This window comes from Tabrizicola sp. (assembly GCF_036781545.1).
Lineage (GTDB): Bacteria > Pseudomonadota > Alphaproteobacteria > Rhodobacterales > Rhodobacteraceae > Tabrizicola.
This window is the reverse complement of the sequence record NZ_DAIQAT010000063.1, coordinates 1-17,745: the sequence shown is the minus strand read 5'-3', so window position 1 is coordinate 17,745 and position 17,745 is coordinate 1. Positions and strand designations below refer to the sequence as shown.

General features: G+C 66.2%; 19 protein-coding genes. 7 read left to right on the top strand and 12 right to left on the bottom strand.

Annotation, left to right across the window (positions count from 1 at the left end):
• The 3 genes from V7Q39_RS11315 to rph form a co-directional block, all read right to left on the bottom strand.
• Nucleotides 1–403, bottom strand: a 403-nt coding sequence (locus V7Q39_RS11315) for a radical SAM protein (RefSeq protein ID WP_333816679.1), incomplete at its 3' end; no start/stop codon positions are given.
• Nucleotides 403–1,008 (bottom strand): RdgB/HAM1 family non-canonical purine NTP pyrophosphatase, encoded by a 606-nt coding sequence (gene rdgB, locus V7Q39_RS11310; RefSeq protein ID WP_333816678.1) that lies wholly within the window; start codon nt 1,006–1,008, stop codon nt 403–405. The genes rdgB and V7Q39_RS11315, both read right to left, overlap by 1 nt.
• A gap of 1 nt (nt 1,009) precedes the next feature.
• The gene (gene rph, locus V7Q39_RS11305; protein ID WP_333816677.1) at nt 1,010–1,726 is read right to left on the bottom strand and encodes a ribonuclease PH; all 717 of its coding nucleotides are present in this window, start codon (nt 1,724–1,726) and stop codon (nt 1,010–1,012) included.
• A gap of 75 nt (nt 1,727–1,801) precedes the next feature.
• Between rph and hrcA the strand changes: the two genes are divergently transcribed.
• Complete coding sequence (gene hrcA, locus V7Q39_RS11300) at nt 1,802–2,872, top strand: heat-inducible transcriptional repressor HrcA (RefSeq protein ID WP_333816676.1); 1,071 nt, start codon at nt 1,802–1,804, stop codon at nt 2,870–2,872.
• A gap of 15 nt (nt 2,873–2,887) precedes the next feature.
• Complete coding sequence (locus V7Q39_RS11295) at nt 2,888–3,418, top strand: nucleotide exchange factor GrpE (protein WP_333816675.1); 531 nt, start codon at nt 2,888–2,890, stop codon at nt 3,416–3,418.
• A gap of 34 nt (nt 3,419–3,452) precedes the next feature.
• Here the strand turns inward: V7Q39_RS11295 and V7Q39_RS11290 are convergent, their stop codons facing one another.
• From V7Q39_RS11290 to V7Q39_RS11275, 4 genes are all read right to left on the bottom strand, one after another.
• Entirely contained in the window at nt 3,453–3,632 is a 180-nt protein-coding gene (locus V7Q39_RS11290; protein WP_333816674.1) for a YegP family protein, read from the bottom strand.
• Between the two features lie 291 nt (nt 3,633–3,923).
• Nucleotides 3,924–6,539, bottom strand: a complete 2,616-nt coding sequence (gene mutS, locus V7Q39_RS11285) for a DNA mismatch repair protein MutS (RefSeq protein WP_333816673.1) — start codon at nt 6,537–6,539, stop codon at nt 3,924–3,926.
• A 432-nt stretch (nt 6,540–6,971) separates the two neighbouring features.
• Nucleotides 6,972–8,270 carry an ATP-dependent protease ATPase subunit HslU gene (gene hslU / locus V7Q39_RS11280; RefSeq protein WP_333816672.1) on the bottom strand — a complete coding sequence of 433 codons (1,299 nt, stop codon included), beginning with the start codon at nt 8,268–8,270 and terminating at the stop codon, nt 6,972–6,974.
• The gene (locus V7Q39_RS11275) at nt 8,267–9,328 is read right to left on the bottom strand and encodes a hypothetical protein (RefSeq protein WP_333816671.1); all 1,062 of its coding nucleotides are present in this window, start codon (nt 9,326–9,328) and stop codon (nt 8,267–8,269) included. The genes hslU and V7Q39_RS11275 overlap by 4 nt, the downstream gene beginning before the upstream one ends.
• A gap of 207 nt (nt 9,329–9,535) precedes the next feature.
• Between V7Q39_RS11275 and V7Q39_RS11270 the strand changes: the two genes are divergently transcribed.
• Nucleotides 9,536–9,823 (top strand): BrnA antitoxin family protein, encoded by a 288-nt coding sequence (locus tag V7Q39_RS11270; RefSeq protein ID WP_333816670.1) that lies wholly within the window; start codon nt 9,536–9,538, stop codon nt 9,821–9,823.
• A 2-nt stretch (nt 9,824–9,825) separates the two neighbouring features.
• Here the strand turns inward: V7Q39_RS11270 and hslV are convergent, their stop codons facing one another.
• Together hslV and rpsO are read right to left on the bottom strand one after the other, a co-directional pair.
• The gene (gene hslV / locus V7Q39_RS11265; RefSeq protein WP_333816669.1) at nt 9,826–10,383 is read right to left on the bottom strand and encodes an ATP-dependent protease subunit HslV; all 558 of its coding nucleotides are present in this window, start codon (nt 10,381–10,383) and stop codon (nt 9,826–9,828) included.
• Between the two features lie 101 nt (nt 10,384–10,484).
• On the bottom strand, nt 10,485–10,754 hold the full coding sequence (rpsO, locus tag V7Q39_RS11260) for a 30S ribosomal protein S15 (RefSeq protein WP_333816668.1): 270 nt from the start codon (nt 10,752–10,754) through the stop codon (nt 10,485–10,487).
• A gap of 269 nt (nt 10,755–11,023) precedes the next feature.
• Here rpsO and V7Q39_RS11255 point away from each other — a divergent pair, with 269 nt between their 5' ends.
• The gene (locus V7Q39_RS11255) at nt 11,024–12,013 is read left to right on the top strand and encodes a calcium-binding protein (protein ID WP_333816667.1); all 990 of its coding nucleotides are present in this window, start codon (nt 11,024–11,026) and stop codon (nt 12,011–12,013) included.
• 3 nt (nt 12,014–12,016) lie between these two features.
• Here V7Q39_RS11255 and V7Q39_RS11250 read toward each other — a convergent pair whose 3' ends face one another.
• Entirely contained in the window at nt 12,017–12,517 is a 501-nt protein-coding gene (locus V7Q39_RS11250; protein ID WP_333816666.1) for a DUF1643 domain-containing protein, read from the bottom strand.
• Nucleotides 12,518–12,716: 199 nt separating this feature from the next.
• On the opposite strand from V7Q39_RS11250, the gene V7Q39_RS11245 reads away from it, so the two are divergent.
• A complete protein-coding gene (locus V7Q39_RS11245) occupies nt 12,717–13,241 on the top strand; it encodes a DUF1269 domain-containing protein (RefSeq protein ID WP_333816665.1) in 525 nt (174 codons plus the stop codon).
• Nucleotides 13,242–13,263: 22 nt separating this feature from the next.
• Here the strand turns inward: V7Q39_RS11245 and V7Q39_RS11240 are convergent, their stop codons facing one another.
• Both V7Q39_RS11240 and V7Q39_RS11235 read right to left on the bottom strand, forming a co-directional pair.
• Entirely contained in the window at nt 13,264–13,752 is a 489-nt protein-coding gene (locus V7Q39_RS11240; RefSeq protein WP_333816664.1) for a MarR family winged helix-turn-helix transcriptional regulator, read from the bottom strand.
• Nucleotides 13,749–15,338 (bottom strand): phytoene desaturase family protein, encoded by a 1,590-nt coding sequence (locus V7Q39_RS11235; protein ID WP_333816663.1) that lies wholly within the window; start codon nt 15,336–15,338, stop codon nt 13,749–13,751. The genes V7Q39_RS11240 and V7Q39_RS11235 overlap by 4 nt, the downstream gene beginning before the upstream one ends.
• A 123-nt stretch (nt 15,339–15,461) precedes the next feature.
• Here V7Q39_RS11235 and V7Q39_RS11230 point away from each other — a divergent pair, with 123 nt between their 5' ends.
• Entirely contained in the window at nt 15,462–17,030 is a 1,569-nt protein-coding gene (locus tag V7Q39_RS11230; RefSeq protein WP_333816662.1) for a phytoene desaturase family protein, read from the top strand.
• A 36-nt stretch (nt 17,031–17,066) separates the two neighbouring features.
• Nucleotides 17,067–17,745: ABC transporter substrate-binding protein (locus V7Q39_RS11225; RefSeq protein WP_333816661.1), on the top strand; the 679-nt coding region annotated here is incomplete at its 3' end.

The window sequence follows — 17,745 nt, the reverse complement described above, 5'->3', positions numbered from 1 at the left end:
GGAGATCTTCGGGGTCAAGCGACTGGATTCCCAGGGAAACCCGGTTGACGCCGGCTTTGGCGTAGCCGTCAAAGCGGGCGGCCTCGACCGAGCCGGGATTGGCCTCCAGCGTGATCTCCACATCGTTCGCCAGAGTCCAGGTGTCCCGGACGCGGTCGAGGATGCCCTGGACAGTGGCGGCTTCCATCAGCGAAGGAGTGCCGCCGCCGAAGAAGACGGAGTTCAGGATGCGGCCCTGGGTCAGGGCGCCGATGCGGTCGATCTCGGCCTGGAAGGCGGTCAGCCAGCGGGACTGGTCGATGCGGGCGGCGACATGGCTGTTGAAGTCGCAGTAGGGGCATTTCGACTGGCAGAAGGGCCAGTGTATATACAAGCCGAAGCCTGCGTGGCGCCAGTCCTCCATTACGAGAAGAGGGCGGCGACGAGCTTGCGGAAGGCGTCGGCGCGGTGGGAGAGGCGGTTCTTCTCCCAACGGTCCATCTCGCCGAAGGTCTGGGCGTAGCCGTCGGGCAGGAAGATCGGATCAAAGCCGTGGCCTTGGGCGCCGCGACCGGGCCAGACAAGGCGACCGGGGGATTTGCCTTCGAAGACAAGATCCTGACCATCCGGAGCCGCGAGGACCAAGGTGCAGCAGAATTGCGCGTGGCGGGGCTCGGGGGCGCGGATGGCTTCCAGCTCGCGCCAGACACGCTCCATTCCGACGGCGAAGTCGCGGCCATTCGATGTGGTGGCCCAGTCGGCTGTAAATACGCCCGGCGCGCCGCTCAGGGCGTCGACGGCCAAGCCCGAGTCGTCGGCCAACGCGATCAGGCCGGAGGCTTTCGCGGCGGCGTGTGCCTTCAGCCGGGCGTTGCCGACGAAACTGGTCTCGGTTTCCTCTGGCTCAGGCAAGCCAAGCTCGCCCGCGCTGGTGACGGTCACGTCGAAGGGCGCGAGGAGATCGGCGATCTCTTCCAGCTTGCCCCGGTTGTGGGTGGCGACCAGCAGATGATCCCCGCGCTTCAGCATCCTAAAGGCCCAGGGCTGCCCGTTGTGCCGCGACCAGTGCGGCATTGCCCTGCCGGGCGAGGTCGAGCAGGTGGAGAAGCTCGTCCTGGCTGAAGGCCGAGCCCTCGGCGGACATCTGCACTTCGACCAGCTTGCCCGCGCCGGTCATGACGAAGTTGCCATCGGTCCCCGCCGCAGAATCCTCGGCATAGTCGAGGTCGAGCACCGGCTGCCCGGCATAGACGCCGCAGGAGACGGCGGACACATGGTCGAGGATCGGGTCCGAAACGATCACACCCGAGGACAAAAGCTTGTTTGCCGCCAGCCGCAAGGCGACCCAGCCGCCGGTGATCGCGGCGCAGCGGGTGCCGCCGTCGGCCTGGATCACGTCGCAGTCGATGACGATCTGCCGTTCGCCCAAGGCCTGCCGGTCCACGCCCGCCCGCAGCGATCGCCCGATAAGCCGTTGAATTTCCTGCGTGCGACCGGATTGCTTGCCTGCCGCCGCCTCGCGCCGCGTCCGCGAATTGGTGGCGCGGGGCAGCATCCCGTATTCCGCCGTCACCCAGCCCTGGCCGGTGTTCTTCAGGAAGGGCGGCGCCTTGTCCTCGATGGTGGCGGAGCAGAGGACATGCGTCTCGCCCATCTTGATCAGGCAGGAGCCTTCGGCATGTTTCATCACGCCGGTTTCGATTGAAACCGCCCGAAGATCGCTTAACTTTCTGCCTGACGGGCGCATTGCCGGACCTTTCGCTGGACTGCGGCCACATATGCAACCACAGGCGGGGGATGCAACCCCGAAACCCAGAGCACGATGACGACCCCGCAGCCGATCCTGACCGACATGAACGACCGCACGCGCGAGGTATTTCGCCGCGTGGTCGAGGGCTATCTGAACTCGGGCGAGCCGGTCGGGTCGCGCACGTTGACCCGGACGCTGTCGGAAAAGGTCTCGGCGGCCACGGTGCGCAACGTGATGCAGGATCTGGAGTATCTCGGGCTGCTGGACAGCCCGCATGTCTCGGCCGGGCGGGTGCCGACGCAGGCGGGGCTGCGGATGTTCGTCGACAGCCTGTTGGAGGTGGGCCAGGTCGCGCCCGAGGATCAGGAGAAGATCGACGCCACTCTGGGGGTGAACGACCAGGATGTGACCACACTCTTGGACGAAGTCGGGGCCGCGCTGTCGGTGATCACCCGGGGGGCCAGCGTGGTGCTGTCGCCAAAGCGGGAGGCGGCGATCCGGCATATCGAATTCGTCAGCCTCGGCGCTGATCGCGCGCTGGTGGTGCTGGTCTTCGCCGACGGCCAGGTGGAAAACCGGGTCTTCATTCCGCCGCCGGGGCAGACGCCCTCCTCGATGCGCGAGGCGGCGAATTTCCTGAATGCGCTGGCCGAGGGGCGGACGCTGTCGGAACTGCGCGCCAGCATGGTGACCGAAATCGCCCGGCGGCGGCAGGAGATCGATTCGCTGGCGCGAGAGCTGGTGGAAAGCGGCCTTGCCCTGTGGGAAAACGCGGGCCAGCCGTCGGAGCGGCTGATCGTGCGCGGACGGGCGAACCTGATCGGCGAAGCGTCGGACCAGGCCGAGATCGACCGCATCCGCGTGCTGTTCGACGACCTGGAGCGCAAGCGGGATATTGCCGAATTCCTGAACCTGACCGAGGCGGGTGAAGGTGTGCGCATTTTTATCGGTTCCGAGAACAAGCTTTTCTCACTTTCCGGTTCAAGTCTGGTGGTTTCTCCCTATATGAACGCTGATCGAAAGATCATCGGCGCGGTGGGCGTCATCGGTCCGACGCGGCTCAACTATGGCCGCATCGTTCCGATCGTCGACTACACCGCCCAGCTGGTGGGCCGCCTGGTCAGTGACCGCGGCAAGGGCTGACAGAAGGACGTGATGATGTCGCAGGAAGAAACCGCTTCGCCGCAGGTGGAGCCGGAAGATGTGGAAGTGAGTGCCGGGGAGAGCGAGCTTGAGGTCCTGCGGGCCGAGCGCGACGAGTTGCGCGACAAGTTCATGCGGGTGCTGGCGGATGCCGAGAATTCCCGCAAACGGGCCGAGCGCGACCGGAAAGAGGCCGAGATGTATGGCGGCACGCGGCTCGCGCGTGACCTGTTGCCGGTCTACGACAACCTGAATCGCGCGATCCAGGCGATCCCCGAGGAAAGCCGCGAGGCTTCGGCAGCGCTGATCGAGGGGGTCGAGCTGACCCTGCGCGAGCTGACCAATGTGATGACCAAGCATGGGGTGACGCCGGTTTCGCCCGCGGTGGGCGATCTCTTCGACCCGCAACTGCACCAGGCCATGTTCGAAGCGCCGCTGCCGGGGACGAAGGCCGGGCAGATCATCCAGGTGATGACCGAGGGCTTCCTGTTGCACGACCGCCTGCTGCGCCCGGCGCAGGTGGGCGTGTCGTCGAACGTGGGGTGAAAAGGGGCGGCGGTGTAACCGCCCCTTTTCAGTTTCAGGCCGTCGTGCGTTCCCGCACAGGGGCGTTGCCGCAAGCTTTCACCAAGCCAATCGCGGCAAGCGCGTCGGACTTGTTGATGTAGCCCTCTCCAGAGTTGGCAATCTTCTTGTGGTTCGCTGCGTACAGCGTCCAACGCCAACCTTGGAAGACTTCGTAGTACAGCTCGAAGTACATGGCAGCATTACTCCATCGTCATAGTCTCGCCCCCGGCACCATTGCCGGATTCGAGGAGGACGCCGCATCATGCTTGACGGATTCAGCTCAAACCGCGATGATCGCGGTGTCTGATAAGGACAGCTGCCCGTCTACGGCAGTCAAGGGGTGCCCACTGGCCGGTGGGCGCCCCTTATCGCATACAGAGAATTACCGATTCGTCGAGTCGATTCTGTCACTTACACACGAAACTGGGTAATTTTCTTCCGACTGCCTACAACATGTTGGAGTAGTCGGGTTGTGAACTGGGGGTTAAAGACCTTTCAACTCATAAACAAGTCTCAGCGCCTCCATCGGCGTCAATTCATCCGGGTGGATGTCTTTCAACCGTTCCTCCACCGCTGACGCTTTCTGCTTCTGCGACGGGGCTGGCGGCGGCGCTGCCCGGAACAGTGGCAGGTCGTCGATCAGCGTCGCCTGCTTGCCGCCCTCACGGTCGCCCTTCTCCAAGGCATCCAGCACCACCTTGGCCCGTTCGATCACTGACGCCGGAAGCCCTGCCAGCCGGGCGACCTGAACGCCATAGCTGCGGTCCGCCGCGCCTTCGCGGACCTCGTGCAGGAAGATCACCTCGCCTTCCCATTCCTTCACCGTGACCGTGGCGTTCTTCACGCCCGGCAGCTTGCCTGCCAGCGCCGTCATCTCGTGGTAATGCGTGGCGAAGAGGGCGCGGGAGCGGTTGATCTCGTGCAGGTGTTCCAGCGTGGCCCAGGCGATGGACAGGCCGTCATAGGTCGCCGTTCCCCGCCCGATCTCGTCCAGGATCACCAGCGCGCGGTCGTCGGCCTGGTTCAGGATCGCCGCCGTTTCCACCATCTCGACCATGAAGGTGGACCGGCCCCGCGCCAGATCGTCCGAGGCGCCGACCCGGCTGAAAAGTTGCGAGACGAGGCCGATCCGCGCTTCCGTCGCCGGGACGTGACTTCCCGCCTGGGCCAGCAGGGCAATCAGCGCGTTCTGCCGCAGGAAGGTGGATTTCCCGGCCATGTTCGGCCCGGTCAGCAGCCAGATGGCGGGTGTGTCCTTGTCGGTGAGCAGGCAATCGTTCGCCACGAAGGGCTGGCCTTCCCGCCGCAGCGCGCGTTCCACCACCGGATGCCGCCCCCCGGTGATCTGGAAGGCGCGGCTGTTGTCCACCACCGGGGCGCACCAGCCTTCCTCGGCAGAGAGGTCGGCGAAACCGGCGGCAAGGTCGATCTCTGCCAGCGCGCGGGCGGCAAGGGCGATGGGGGCCGAGGCGTTGAGAATCCGGGCTTTCAGGCCGGAATAGTGACGCTTTTCGATCTCCAGCGCGTGGTTGGCAGAGTTCAGGATGCGGGTCTCCAGCTCCGACAGGGCGAGGGTGGTAAAGCGCACCTGCCCGGCGGTGGTCTGCCGGTGGATGAAAAGCTCCGGCATGGCCCGCATCCGGTCTTCATGCGTCGTGGTGGTCTCGATGAAATAGCCGAGCACGTTGTTGTGCTTGATTTTCAGGCTGGGGATGCCGGTCGCCTGTATATACTCCGCCTGCATCCGCGCGATAACACCCCGGCCTTCGTCCCGCAGGGCGCGGGTGTCGTCGAGTTCGGGGTCGAAACCCGGCGCGATGAAACCGCCGTCGCGGGCGAGGAGCGGGGGTTCGGCCACCAGTGCTTCCGTCAGGAAGGTGACAAGATCGGCATGGCCGGTGAGGGCGGTTGCCGCTTCGGCCAGCAGGGGAGGCGCGTCGGCCAGAAGACTGGCGATCCGTTCGGCCTGTTCCAGCCCGGCGCGGATCGCTGCCATGTCGCGGGGGCCGTCGCGGTCGAGGGCGAGGCGGGACAGGGCGCGGTCGATGTCGGGGACGCGACGCAGCGCCTCTCGCAGCTGGTCGCGGAGGGAGGGGGTTTCCAGCAGGTGGTCGAGCGCGGCCTGACGGGCATGGATGGTATGAAGGTCGAGCGCGGGGGAGGAGAGGCGGCGCTCCAGCAGCCGCGCGCCCCCGGCGGTGACGGTGCGGTCGATGGCGGAGAGGAGCGAGCCGTCGCGGCCTCCCGAAAGGGACTGGGTGAGTTCGAGGTTGCGGCGGGTTGCGGCGTCGATCTGCATCGTGCCGCCCAACGCTTCGCGGACGGGAGGGCGGAGGAGCGGCATCCGGCCGCGCTGGGTGAGGTGGAGGTAGTCGACGAGGGCGCCCATGGCGGAGACCTCGGCCCGGTCGAAGGTGCCGAAGGCGTCGAGGGAGGCGACATGGAAGAGGTCGCAAAGGCGCTTCTCGGCGTTCGTGGAATCGAAGCTGCCGCGAGAGAGGGGGGTGATGGCGAGGCTGTCGGAGAGGGCGGCGGTGATCTCGCGTTCGCGGGCTTCAGACAGGAGAAGCTCGCGCGGGGCGATGCGGGCGAGGTCGGGGCTGAGGCGGGTGAGGGAGGAGGGCATCACCCGGAACTCGCCGGTGGAAATGTCGGCCCAGGCGATGGCGGCCTGGTCGCGCACCTCGGAAAAGGCGGCGAGGAAGTTGTGGCGGCGGGCTTCGAGGAGGGAATCCTCGGTCAGCGTGCCGGGGGTGACGAGGCGGACGACATCACGTTTGACGACGGATTTGGAGCCGCGTTTCTTGGCCTCGGCCGGGTCTTCCAGCTGCTCGGCGATGGCGACGCGGAAACCCTTGCGGATCAGGGTCAGGAGATAGCCTTCGGCGGCGTGGACCGGGACGCCGCACATGGCGATGGGCTCGCCCAGGTGGAAGCCGCGCTTGGTGAGGGCGATGTCGAGGGCCGCCGCCGCCGCGACGGCATCGTCGAAGAACATCTCGTAGAAGTCGCCCATCCGGTAGAAAAGGAGGGCGCCGGGGTTCTGGGCCTTGATCTCCAGATACTGCGCCATCATCGGCGTGACGGTGTCTTCGGTCACTTTGTTCCCCCGGGTGTTGGGGGAGAGTATCGGCGGAGGGGTCCGCGGGGAAGGGGGTGCCCGCGCGCGGGCAGTTTAGCCGGGCATTTGATTTCAAGGGGTTGGCTGCGGGCGTTTACCGGGCGTTAGGATTTTTCGGGTGCCGCGTTGGTGGTTGCAGAAACACCCCACCCTTCCCCCCTCACCATTGAGGGGGAGGGCAGGTGCCTGGTATTGGCGAAGTGAGTGGGGGGAGAGGTTGCGCCTGGCGCCGAGGGCGGGTGCCTCCGGCGGGAGTATTTGGGAAAAGAGCAAAACATGAAAGGGAGGTCCGCCACGGTGCCTTTGGCGGGAGTCTTTGGGCCAGGAGGAAGGGTGGTGTGGGGGAAGTCGGGCTGAAGCCCGACCTACGTGGCGATGCGGGGGTCCTGGAGAATCGGGGCTGGCCCCGACCTACAACACGTAGCGCGAGATGTCGGCCGAGCGGGCGAGGGCGCCGAGGTTGGTTTCGACGAAGCCGCCATCCACCGTTACCGACTGGCCGGGACGGTCGGGGGCGTGGAAGCTGAGTTCCTCGAAGACGCGCTCCATCACGGTGTAGAGGCGGCGGGCGCCGATGTTTTCCACGCTGCGGTTCACCTCGGCGGCGATGCGGGCCAGGGCGGCGATGCCGTCGGGGGTGAAGGTGACCTGCACATCCTCGGTTGCCATCAGGGCCTTGTACTGGCGGGTCAGCGCATTGTCGGTATCGGTCAGGATGCTGACGAAATCCTCCTCGGTCAGCGGCGCGAGTTCGACGCGGATCGGCAGGCGGCCCTGCAGTTCGGGCAGAAGGTCCGAGGGCTTGGCGATGTGGAAGGCGCCGGAGGCGATGAAGAGGATGTGGTCGGTCTTCACCGGCCCGTGCTTGGTCGAGACAGTGGTGCCCTCGATCAGCGGCAGGAGGTCGCGCTGGACGCCTTCGCGGCTGACATCGGCGCCGCGCGCGTCGGAGCGGGCGCAGATCTTGTCGATCTCGTCGAGAAAGACGATCCCGTTTTCCTGCACGGCCTCCAGCGCGGCGGCACGGACGGCCTCGTCATCCAGCAGTTTGTCGGCCTCCTGGCCGATCAGGATGTCGTAGCTTTGCGCCACGCTCATCCGCTTGCGGTTGGTGCGGCCGCCGAAGGCCTTGAACAGGTCTTGCAGGCCCTGCATCTGGGTTTCCATGCCGGGCATGCCGAAGCCCAGCGGCATGGCGGGGGCAGCATCCGTGACCTCGATCTCGATCATGGTGTCGTCGAGTTCGCCGCGTTTCAGCTTGCCGCGGAACATCTCGCGGGTCTGCTCGCGGGCGTCCTTGCCGGCAAGGGCTTCGACCACCCGGTCCTCGGCGGCCTTGTGGGCGCGGGATTTCACGTCCTCGCGCATCTGGGCGCGGGTATCATTCATGGCGACATCGACAAGATCGCGCACGATGGAATCTACATCGCGGCCGACATAGCCGACTTCGGTGAATTTGGTGGCCTCGACTTTCAGGAACGGCGCTTTCGCAAGCTTCGCCAGCCGACGGCTGATCTCGGTCTTGCCGACGCCGGTGGGGCCGATCATCAGGATGTTCTTCGGATAGACCTCGTCGCGCAGGTCATCCTCCAGCCGCTTGCGGCGCCAGCGGTTGCGCAAGGCCACGGCGACGGCGCGCTTGGCTTCCTTCTGGCCGATGATGAAACGGTCAAGCTCGGAGACGATCTCGCGGGGGGTCAGGTCGGTCATTCGGTCGATCCATAGGGCGGCAGGCGGGACTTGCCGGGAAAATCGGGAAGAAGTTGCATCATCTTGGCGCGAAGCTGCACCCACCAGGTGCCTATGGCGGTGATGAAGGCGCCAAGCGTGAGAAGGACGAAGATCCAGCGGCTGGCCTCGCCCTCGCCCATCACCCAGGCGATGACGACGGCGATATAGGCGATGGCGGCGGTCAGGAAGCTGCGGCGGTCGATCACCAGGGCAAGCACGGTGATCGCGACCAGCGCGAGGGCCAGGAAGAGGATTCCGCCGCCGTTCAGCAGGGTGACGGCGACGGTGTTGACCAGGGCGGGGGCGGCGAGGAGATGGCACCAGAAGGCGGTAGCGGAGTAGCGCCCGAGGCGATGGGGATCGCGGGTGTCGAACCACATGCCGGCAAGGAAGGCGCCGATGCCGAAGACAAGCGTGGCGGTGGCGAAGGCCGGGCTTTCGCCGAGGTCGAAGAGCGAGTTGTAGCCCTGGAAGCCGGTGAAGAGCCCGGCAAGGTTCGAGGCGGAAGCCGTGAAAGCATAGACTGCGCCGAGGGTGAATCCCCCGGTCAGGAAGGCGGCGAAGGGCAGGCGGAAGCGGCGATACCAGGCAACCATCGCCAGCGCCGAAAGCGCAAAGCCCGCAATCGCCACCATGCGTTCGTCGATACTGGCCTGGGCCAGCAGGGTGAATGTGAAGATCACGATGCCGATGCCGAAGGCGGTGGCGAGAACAATGGAAGGCAGGGTCATCCGGCGCTTCAGGGTGAAGTAGCCCGCCCACCACCAGGCGATGCCCGCCGTCATCAGCGGAACCAGAGTCAGGAGAGCGAAGCCGCCGAAGACCGCCAGCAGCGCGGTGACGCCGGAGAGAAGGATGACGAGACCGATGGAAATGAAGATTTCCGAGAAGCCGCGGAAGAACTCGAAAGGCTCGTCCTCGGAGGGGAGGGCGACGCGTCTTCCGGCCCGGTCATTGGCAAGGGCCAGAAGCGAGGCGGCCTGCGCCTCGGTCAGGATGCCGGCGGCGACGGCGGCGCGAAGGTCTTCGGGAGTCATTCTGGGCGGGGCCTCGGCAAGAAACTGTCTTTGCAGAGATAAGGGGTTTGTCGGGGCAAACCAAGTGAGGTAAATTCCGCGCCACGGGCAGTATATACGGTCAAATGTTTGATATATACAGGACGTATATATAAGACTTGGCCGTAAGTCGCTGAAAACAGCCAATAACCACAGCGTAAACGCTGGGCATTCAAGAGGGGCATGTGCATGGTGGACGAGGTTCCAAGACGGCTGAGCATCGCCGAGAAGCGGGCTTTGGCAAGCCCGCTGGTGCTGAAGACGAACGACAGGGTCGAGGAACTGCCGGTCGAGGCGCTGTCGGGCGACTGGACCGACGCGGTCATGCCCGAGCAGACGCGGAAGAAGCTGATCTCGTTGCGGGTGGACCCCGAGGTGCTGGACTTCTTCAAGGCGCAGGGACCGGGCTACCAGACGCGGATGAATGCGGTGCTGACGGCCTATATGCAGGTGAAGAAGGAAATGGGTCAGGCCTGAGGTCAGGCCTTGATCCGTTCCACCGTCAGGTTGCCGTTGGTGTAGACGCAGATGTCGGCGGCGATGGCCATGGCCTTGCGGGCGATGTCCTCGGCCGGAAGGTCGGTTGACATCAGGCCGCGCGCGGCGGCGAGGGCGAAGTTGCCGCCCGAGCCGATGGCGGCGACGTCGTGTTCAGGTTCCAGCACATCCCCCGCGCCGGTGATGACGTAAAGCGCGCTGCCGTCGGTCACGATCAGCATGGCTTCGAGGTTGCGCAGGTATTTGTCCATGCGCCAGTCCTTCGCCAGATCGACGCAGGCGCGGGCCAATTGGCCGGGGGCGGCTTCCAGTTTCTTCTCCAGCCGGTCCAGCAGGGTGAAGGCGTCGGCGGTGGAGCCCGCGAAGCCGCAGACCACGTCATGCCCGCCGGGGGACAGGCGGCGGACCTTGCGGGCGGTGCCCTTGATCACGGTCTGGCCGAGGGAGACCTGGCCATCGCCCGCCACCACGACCTCGCCCCCGCGGCGGACGGCGAGGATGGTGGTGCCGTGCCAGCCCGGAAATCTGTCGTCAGCCATGATGCCCTCCGTTTCGGTCTATATGGCGATGCGCGGTCGTCAGGGCAATGCAGAACGCCCGCGCCTTGCGGCACGGGCGTTGCATGAGACTTTGGCCGGTCTTAGCGGCGCAGGCCGAGACGGGCGATCAGCGAGGAATACCGTGCTTCGTCGGCTTTCTTCAGGTAGTCCAAGAGCTTGCGGCGCTTGGCGACCATCATCAGAAGGCCACGACGCGAGTGGTTGTCCTTCTTGTGGCCCTTGAAATGCTCGGTCAGGGTGGCGATGCGCGACGACAGGACCGCAACCTGAACTTCCGGCGAGCCGGTGTCGTTTTCCTTGGTCGCGTAGTCCTTGATCAGGCGGGCTTTTTCTTCAACGGTGATCGACATCGGGGTCTCCTTGGCTAGGGTGATGGCGCAAGCCGGGATGTCGTCCAGCAGGGCCCTTGGAGGCTCCGCCCGAAAGCGGATGCGGGCGTATAGGCGGATTCGGGGGCGAGGGGAAGCGGATTCGCCGCGAAGGTGCACAGGCCGTTAACCGTGAGTCCAGATTCCCGCCGCAACGGGTTTGGGTGGGCATGGAGTCATGATATGTTCCGATAATGTTCCACGCGTTGCCGGGTGTTTGGCGGGTTGAAGGAGTAGCTGGTTTGCTTGCCATGTTTGGCCTTTTCGGCGTGTTGATGGTCGGTCTTGCCGCCGATGCGCTGATTTCCCATCACAGCGACGACCGCGATGAGCCCGAAGACCTGCCAGAGGATGACCCATTGCTGGACGATGGCGATCTGCTGGACGATCTGGCAGGTGATCCGACCATCCCGACCTCGGACGATATCGCCGATCCGGGGGAACATGCGGTGACGGTCGATGGCTCGGACAGGGCGGATTTGCTGGACGGGTTCGGCGGCGATGACGAGATCCGCGGCGGCGATGGCGCGGATCTGATCAACGGGCGTGGCGGGGATGACAGCATCGACGCGGGTGCCGGGAATGATGCGGTCTGGGCGGGCGAGGGGGACGACAGTATCCGGGCCGGTGCCGGTGATGACAGCGTCTATGGCGACGAGGGCGATGACGTGATCCACGGCGACGACGGCAACGATTCTCTGGCCGGATGCGAGGGCGATGACAGCCTGTCGGGCGATGCGGGGAACGACACGCTTCTGGGCGGCGAGGGGAACGACTGGCTGGAGGGCGGCGACGGCGACGACTGGCTGTCCGGCGGCGACGGAGATGATTACCTGTCGGGCGGCCGCGGCTCGGACGTTCTGGACGGGGGTCGCGGCGACGACACGATCTCCGGGGTTGAAGAGGACGACGATCCGCAGACGGATTTCATCAATGGCGGCGAGGGTGGCGACCATCTGATCCTTGGCTCGGGCGACTATGCGACCGGCGGTGCAGGGGCGGATGAATTCATCCTGAAGGAATGGCTGAGCGAGGGTCCCGTCACGCAAATCGCGGATTATGATCCGCACGAGGATCAATTGGTCGTCGTCTACGACCCCTCGGTCCACCCCGACCCGGTGCTGACGGTCGAGGCGAATCCGGGCGGCCTTGGCCAGTCGATCTATCTCGACGGCGCGCGGGTGGCGGTGGTCAACGGCGGGCCGGTGAGCATCGAGGATGTCCGTCTGGTGGCGGCCTGACGGTTACCAGGGTTGTGGCTTGTGGTGATAACCGATGTAGAGCGGATGCCTGGGCTGGCCCTGTCCGGTCAGGCCAAGGTGGAACAGGGAAGCGCCGCTCTGGCGCAGAAGCGCGGTCACCTGCGCGCCGCGGTGCAGATGCAGGCCGTGGTTGCCCCAACCGCAGACGACGACGTCGGCCCAGTCCAGGCTGCCGAGAATCGCGGCGTCATTGCCGGGGCCGACCGGATCGGCCGCTGCGCGCATCACCTTCGGATCGGTGGCGCGGAAGGCGAAGATGTTGGTCACGCGGAAGGCGCCATGGCCCAGCGCCCGCGCCCGCCGCTCGCAACGCTCGACCGTGGGGTCGTTCTGCACCTCGGTCGCGGTGGAGGGATTCAGCATCACGAAGAGCCCCCTGGGACCGGGACCCCAGGTGCGAGTCAGGAGGTAGCGATACTGCTCGCAATCGGAATAGACCGCCTCGGAGGCCGCATCGCCCTTGGTGAACGCTCGCGTAATCATCGCCGCCCCGACGCAGACCCCAACCCACGCGGTCATAGGCCGATGCCGACACTACCGCAAAGCGATTTGCCAACGGCACCCGGGCAGCATGAGGGCTGAAGTCCCGTCTGGGGACGGCACGAACAGGCGATTCCACTTGGCAAATCGCAGTCCCGCCTACATTGCTGAGCAAGACTCATCCTGTGGCGGAGCCTTCGACGTGTCTGATCTGATCCTTCTCGTCTATCGCAGCCAGAGCGCCGCCTTCGTCGCGGGCGAGGCGCTGGCCGTGCTGCAACAGGAGGCGGGGACCGAGCCGGAAGATATCGTCGTGGTGACGAAGGACGCGACTGGTCGGGTTTCGGTGAACCAATCCATCGACCTGGCGACCGGACGTCCGCTGGGCGGCGGCCGCTGGGGGACAATGATCGGCATGCTGTTTCTGGACAGCCGGAAGCCCGCAACAGATGGCAGGGGGCTTTCTGCACAGCTTCTGGACACCGGGCTTGAGGAAGGCTTCCTGCGCGAGACCGGCAAGGCGCTGGAAAAGGGTGGTGCGGTCGTCGGGTTGCGGGTGCGGCTTCTGGGGGCGGACCGTGTGCTGGAACGGGTCAAGGCGCTGAAGGAAGCGCCGAAGGTGCTGCGCACCCGGCTGGGGGCGGGAACGGAAGAGGCGCTTTACGAGCTGCAGGCGCTGATACCCGACCGGGCGCTGGGCCAGTCCGCACCCGATGGCATGTTCTAGCCGGGGATTCACAAGACCAAGGCTAGATCTCGTGCTTGCGGATGTTGGCCAGCATCTTGTGCAACGTGCCGACAAAGGCCCGCCGCTCTTCGGCGGGGATGCCGCGGAACATGCGGTCATGCGTTTCGGCCATGCGGGGCCACAGCGTCTCGAACCGCGCGCGGCCCGCTTCGGTGAGATGGACCCGCGTTGCGCGGCTGTCGGCCGGATCGGTCTCGCGCCGGATCAGGCCCTCAACGGCCAGCTGGTCCAGCGCGCGGGAGAGGGTGGATTGTTCCACCACCGAATAGACCGCAAGCTCGCGGATCAGCGGCCCTTCGATCACCGACAGCACGGCGAGCGCCCGCATCTTCGGCGTGGTGAGCCCCAGCCCGGCCATCTCCTCACGCAGCGATGCGTTGTAGCGGCCCATGATCCGGTTCATGAGGTAGGGCGCGTAGTTCGCCAGCCCGATCTCGCCCAGACGGGGAAGGGTTCCGGGCGGGCGTTCGGGGGGCGACTGGTCGGTCATGCACCCAGTCTCTTTGCCGCGAGGAAGCCCGACCCGCCGCCGAGACCGGGGCCGGGATGGGTGGAGGCGCCGATATGGATGAGGCCACGGACCAGCCCGGTGCCGTTGGTGGAATGGGGATAGGGCCGGAACAGGAAGAACTGGTCGATGGTGCAAAGCCCGCCATAGGGATCGCCGCCGACGAGATTGACGTTCATCGCCTGCAGGTCCGCCGGACTGTAGGCGCGGCGCGCCAGCTTGATGGCGTCGAAATCCCTGATGTGGCGGCGGAGGGTGGCCTCGATCCGGTCGGCGAAGGCCTCGCGGGTCGCTTCGGACCAGGTGCCGTCGGTGGCGATCTGGCCCGCCGCGTCGCCCTTGACCACGCGGGGCGCGTCGGGGATCTGGAGCCAGAGGATCGCCTTGCCGTCCGGCACGCGTGACGGGTCGAGCCGGTGCGGCTGGCCGACGCAGATCGTGGGCTGGGCGGGCAGCATCCCGCGCTCGGCCTCGTTCGCGGATTTCGAGACCGAGTCGATGCCATCGGCCAGATGGATCAGCGCAACGTTGTCCAGCCCCGGCGTCAGCCAGTCGGGTGCGCGGTCCAGCGCATAATGCAGCTGGAAATTGCCGCGCCCATGGCGGAAGACCTTCGCGGCCGCCTTGTCCTCGGGCAGGTTCACCTCGCGCAGGAGGCGGTCCTGCAACTGGCCTGGCGCGACCGAGGCGAGGACTGACCCGCAGGCGATCTCTTCCCCCGAGGCGAGCGCGACCCCGCGCACCTTGCCGTCGCGGACGAGGATGCGGTCGACATCGGCGCCGCAGCGGATCTCGCCGCCCTGCGCCTCGATCAATGCGCGGAAGGCGGTGACGCCCGCGCCCGAGCCGCCCTTGACGATGGGGGCGCCCGCCGCCTCGAGCGCGAAGGCGATGACCTTGCCCATCTGGCCGGAATAGGTGGATTCGGGGGTCAGCCCGCAATGCAGGACCCAGGGGGCATAAAGCGCCTGGACCAGCGGCGAGGCATAGGATGTCTCCAGCCAGCCGCGCGCGGGGACCAGCGCCTGGCCGAACCAGGCGGCCAGCCCGCGCAGGCCGCGCTTGCGGACTTGGCCCCACAGGAGTTTTGCCGTGGACCAGGACCAGAGCGGGCCGCCCAGAAGGGCGAAGAGGAAGGGCGCGTCGGCCTCGATCCCTCCCACGTCGCGGGCATGGGTGGCGCCGTCGCCCGCCGCAAGCGCGTCGAAGGCGGCGATGTTCTTCGCCCGGTCGGTCGTGAGCACCAGCGCCTGACCGTCCGGGCGCAGAACCGCGGTCGGGTGCGGGCTGTGGCAGTAGTCGAAGCCGTGGCGGGCGAGATGGGGGCCAAGTGCGGCGCCCGCGGGCGAGGTCATGAACAGGACCCAGGTCGCCGCCATCACGTCATGGCGGAAGCCGGGCAAGGTGATCTCTTCGGTCCGAAGGCAGCCGCCGGGAACCGTCTCGCGTTCCAGGAGGAGCACGCGGTCGCCCTTCAGGGCGAGCATTGCACCCGCGACCAGCGCGTTGATCCCGCTGCCGATGATGACGTGATCGGGGCGCATGGCTCCGGCGCTTGCTGAAGTCATCGTCCTCTCCTCTCGTCCGGGCCGCCCGGCAGACTGCGTCGGATGTTTCCGGGCATCCTGAATCACTGCTAGACAGATTTAAATGTATTTGCAATTATCCCGGCGTCAATCCGGCGGGGGAGCATGGCCGATACCTTTGACGCAGTCCTGATCGGAGCGGGCCATAACACGCTTGCCGCCGCCCTGCATCTGGCCGCCAAGGGCTGGCGTGTCGGGGTGTTCGAGCAGGCGGCCACGGCGGGCGGCGCGGTGAAGACCGGCGAATACACCTTGCCCGGCTTCCGGCACGACTGGGCGGCGATGAACCTGTCGCTGTTCGCGGGCAGCCCGTTTTTCAAGGCCTATGGCGCCGAACTGGGCCAGCATGGTTGCGAGTTCGTGCCGGTGGACCGGCCTTTCGCCTCGTCGTTTCCGGACGGATCCTGGGCGGGGGTCTCAACCGTCGGCGACGAAACCCTGAGCGCCTTCCGCGCGCTGTCCGAAGCGGATGCAGCGACCTGGCAGGATCTGACCAGCCGCTTCGGGCAAGAGGCTCCGCATCTCTTCGGGCTTCTCGGCTCGAAGATGCGAATTCGTGCGCTTGCATATTTTGGGTTTAAAACACTGCGCGCCAAGGGCCTGGGCGGCACGCTGGACCTGACCCGGTTTCTGCTCTCCTCGCCCCGCGCCTGGCTGGAGGAAAGCTTCCGGCATCCGCATATCCGTGCCCTGCTGGGGGCCTGGGGGATGCACCTGGACTTCGCCCCCGATGTCGCGGGCGGGGCGATGTTTCCCTATCTGGAAGGGATGGCCGGGCAGGCCTTCGGCATGGTGATCGGCAAGGCGGGCGCCGATACCATCGTCAGGGCGCTGACCGCGGCGATCACCGCGCGGGGCGGCAGGGTGGAGACGGGCGCGCGCGTCGCCCGCATCCTGCGCGACGGGAGCCGTGCGACCGGGATCGAGCTGGCAGATGGCCGCCGGATCATGGCCAGCCGCGCGGTGATCGCGGGCACCTCACCCAAGGGTCTGCGCAAGCTGACCGGCGACACCACCCCTGCCTTCGACCGCGCGATGGACGGCTACCGCCATGCGCCGGGGACGATGATGATCCATCTGGCGATGGACGGCCTGCCGGACTGGCGCGCGGGAGACCAGCTGAAGCGCTTCGCCTATGTCCACCTCGCCCCCAGCCTGGACCAGATGGCACGCACCTACCAGCAGGCACAGGCCGGGCTTCTGCCCGATGAGCCGATCCTCGTCGTCGGCCAGCCCACCGTCTTTGACCCCGCCCGCGCGCCGGAGGGCAGGCATGTGCTTTGGGTGCAGGTCCGCATGGCCCCGGGCACTATCGCGGGCGATGCCAAGGGTGGCATTGTCGCGACCGATTGGACGCAGGCGGCGGAGCCCTTCGCCGAGCGGGCGCTGTCGATCCTGGAAGCCCACGCCCCCGGCACAGGCGCAAAAGTACTCGCCCGCCGGATCGTGACGCCGGTGGAGCTGGAGGCGGACAACCCCAACCTTGTCGGCGGCGATCAGGTCTGCGGCAGCCATCATCTGGCGCAGCATTTCCTGTTCCGCCCCGTGCGCGGCCATGCCGACGGCTCGACCCCGCTTGCCAACCTGCACCTCACCGGCGCCGCCGTCTGGCCCGGCGCAGGAACGGGGGCGGGACCCGGATTCCTTCTGGCGCGGAAACTCGCCGGAAACTGACGACCACCACAAGAACAACCAACAGGGAAAACGACCATGAACCTCAACCGCCGCAGCCTTCTGATGCTGTCAGCCGCCACGGTGGCCGCAACCAGCCTGGGCATGCCCAGCCTTGCCCAGGGGATCGACGAACTGGTCATCGCCTACAACGTCAACCTGCCGTCCTGGGACCCGACCGTCGGCCCCAGCGCGGTGAACCCGACGATCCAGGGCATCTACCAGTCGGTCTTCGACCAGTTCATCCTGCAACAGCCCGACCTGAAACCCGCCCCTGGACTTCTGACCGAATGGGGCTGGAGCGATGACAAGAAGCAGGTCTGGATGAGCGTCCGCGAGGGTGTGACGTGGCATGACGGCAGCCCCTTCACCGCCGAGGACGTGGCCTGGAACCTTGCCCGCGTGGCGAAGCCCGAGACCGGCAGCCCGATCCAGTTCGTCTGGGGCACGCTGGCGAACCACCGGGTCGAGGGCAACAAGGTGATCGCCGACGTGGTCCAGTTCGACCCGACGATCTTCAAATGGATGTATTTCCTGACCGGCTACGTCCTGCCGAAAGTCTATTACGAGAAGGTGGGCGCCGAGGGTTTCGAAGCCGCGCCCATCGGCACCGGCCCCTATATGGTCGAAAAGTTCGAGAGGAACGCCTTCGTCCGGCTGAAAGCCAACGCGAATTACTGGGGCGGCAAGCCCGACTTCGACACCGTGACGATCAAGT

Excerpts from the sequence above, each read along its gene's own strand:
- rdgB (WP_333816678.1), bottom strand. The coding sequence starts at position 1,008 with ATGCTGAAGCGCGGGGATCATCTGCTGGTCGCCACCCACAACCGGGGC.
- rph (WP_333816677.1), bottom strand. The coding sequence starts at position 1,726 with ATGCGCCCGTCAGGCAGAAAGTTAAGCGATCTTCGGGCGGTTTCAATC.
- hrcA (WP_333816676.1), top strand. The coding sequence starts at position 1,802 with ATGACGACCCCGCAGCCGATCCTGACCGACATGAACGACCGCACGCGC.
- V7Q39_RS11295 (WP_333816675.1), top strand. The coding sequence starts at position 2,888 with ATGTCGCAGGAAGAAACCGCTTCGCCGCAGGTGGAGCCGGAAGATGTG.
- V7Q39_RS11290 (WP_333816674.1), bottom strand. The coding sequence starts at position 3,632 with ATGTACTTCGAGCTGTACTACGAAGTCTTCCAAGGTTGGCGTTGGACG.
- hslU (WP_333816672.1), bottom strand. The coding sequence starts at position 8,270 with ATGACCGACCTGACCCCCCGCGAGATCGTCTCCGAGCTTGACCGTTTC.
- V7Q39_RS11275 (WP_333816671.1), bottom strand. The coding sequence starts at position 9,328 with ATGACTCCCGAAGACCTTCGCGCCGCCGTCGCCGCCGGCATCCTGACC.
- V7Q39_RS11270 (WP_333816670.1), top strand. The coding sequence starts at position 9,536 with ATGGTGGACGAGGTTCCAAGACGGCTGAGCATCGCCGAGAAGCGGGCT.
- hslV (WP_333816669.1), bottom strand. The coding sequence starts at position 10,383 with ATGGCTGACGACAGATTTCCGGGCTGGCACGGCACCACCATCCTCGCC.
- rpsO (WP_333816668.1), bottom strand. The coding sequence starts at position 10,754 with ATGTCGATCACCGTTGAAGAAAAAGCCCGCCTGATCAAGGACTACGCG.
- V7Q39_RS11255 (WP_333816667.1), top strand. The coding sequence starts at position 11,024 with ATGTTTGGCCTTTTCGGCGTGTTGATGGTCGGTCTTGCCGCCGATGCG.
- V7Q39_RS11250 (WP_333816666.1), bottom strand. The coding sequence starts at position 12,517 with ATGATTACGCGAGCGTTCACCAAGGGCGATGCGGCCTCCGAGGCGGTC.
- V7Q39_RS11240 (WP_333816664.1), bottom strand. The coding sequence starts at position 13,752 with ATGACCGACCAGTCGCCCCCCGAACGCCCGCCCGGAACCCTTCCCCGT.
- V7Q39_RS11235 (WP_333816663.1), bottom strand. The coding sequence starts at position 15,338 with ATGACTTCAGCAAGCGCCGGAGCCATGCGCCCCGATCACGTCATCATC.
- V7Q39_RS11230 (WP_333816662.1), top strand. The coding sequence starts at position 15,462 with ATGGCCGATACCTTTGACGCAGTCCTGATCGGAGCGGGCCATAACACG.